General features: G+C 59.4%; 1 protein-coding gene. It reads right to left on the bottom strand.

Annotated features, from left to right (window positions below; translation table 11 throughout):
* A partial coding sequence (locus AC1D1P_RS23750) for a glycoside hydrolase family 5 protein (protein ID WP_477674704.1) occupies positions 1 to 840 on the bottom strand: 840 nt, incomplete at its 3' end.
* Positions 841 to 1,226: the final 386 nt, after the last annotated feature.

Below are 1,226 nucleotides of genomic sequence, written 5' to 3'. Positions count from 1 at the left end.
GTACTGGTTGCCGCCCACATAAATGGGGTTGATGGGGTCTATGGCCCGGATCGCATTGATGGCAGCCTGCGAATACGCCGCCATGATCGCCAGGTCTTCACCACCCTTCACGGTTTCTTCATCCGAGGCGATAAGGCCACCCGGCTTGGGCAGGTCGTGCGGTTCGTTCATGAGGCCATAGCCGCCGAAGCCGGGGTGGCTCTTCCACTTCGTGGCGGCACGCGCCCAGAAATCCGCAAACTGGGACTGCTTGAGCGTGGCGCCTGCGGTCAGCGAAAAAATCCTCACCTGCACCTGGCTTGCATCGGTGGTGTAGGGCCGCAGCAGCGGGTCGGACGGCACCGTCAGGCCGAGTACGGATCCGTCGGCCTGAAATTTGAAATCCTGGTAGCGCCCGTAGTTATGGTTGTCGATGATGCACTTCATACCCGCCGCCGCATGGGCGTCCAGCACACCGGTGATATAGGCTTCATACGCAGCATGAAAGACACCCGGATTGCCGATCGCCGCTTTGGCCGCAGCGTTGGCCACTGTGTCATGCAGCATGGGCTGCAGCAGCTCCCATTGAATGGGCAGCCTGTTTTTGGTGAAGCCGCAGGCGGCGAGATAATCCACGTCGGCCTTGCGCGGCACGGTGAAATGGATGTTGGTTGCAGAACTCGTGTTGCGCCGCAAGCCGGTTTTTGCCCATTCCATGCCGGAAAGATTGGTCCCCATCGCTGGCGAGCCGGCCGCAGCAAGAGGCGCTGCGGCCTGGGCAAGCCGGGCCGTCATGAAAGGCCCAAAGGCGGCCAACGCGCCCGCCGCCACGGCGGCCTGTGAAAATTCACGTCTATGCATCGGGGTGCGCTCCTGTTCGTCCAAAGACCTCAGGTTAAACCCCGTATTGCGGCTTCATTACAGTTTGAATCAACACAGTGTCCCGCTTACATTTCGGCCCCTGTCAGGCCTGACAGGTTACCGGCGCAGTGCAAGCAAGAGACAGCGAGGTCAGCGACAATAGCCGCAGATAATTTCTTACCGTCATTGCGCCCCGCCCTGGTGCGTTTTCAATGGCGGTTTTAACAGTGCCGTTTGGGTGCAAGGCCTTCCACCTTGTTACTGATACACAAAGCGGCTTGACTTCATTTCATTCATGACAAAAAGTTTCTTCCGGGCAGCCCTGGTGCTGGGTTTGCTGTCCGCCATCGGCCCTTTCGCCATCGACATGTACCTTCCCGCGCTGC

The organism is Polaromonas sp. P1_E1_2 (genome assembly GCF_056406035.1).
Note: the sequence above shows the minus strand (reverse complement) of the source record. Positions and strands in the feature narration are given on the sequence as shown.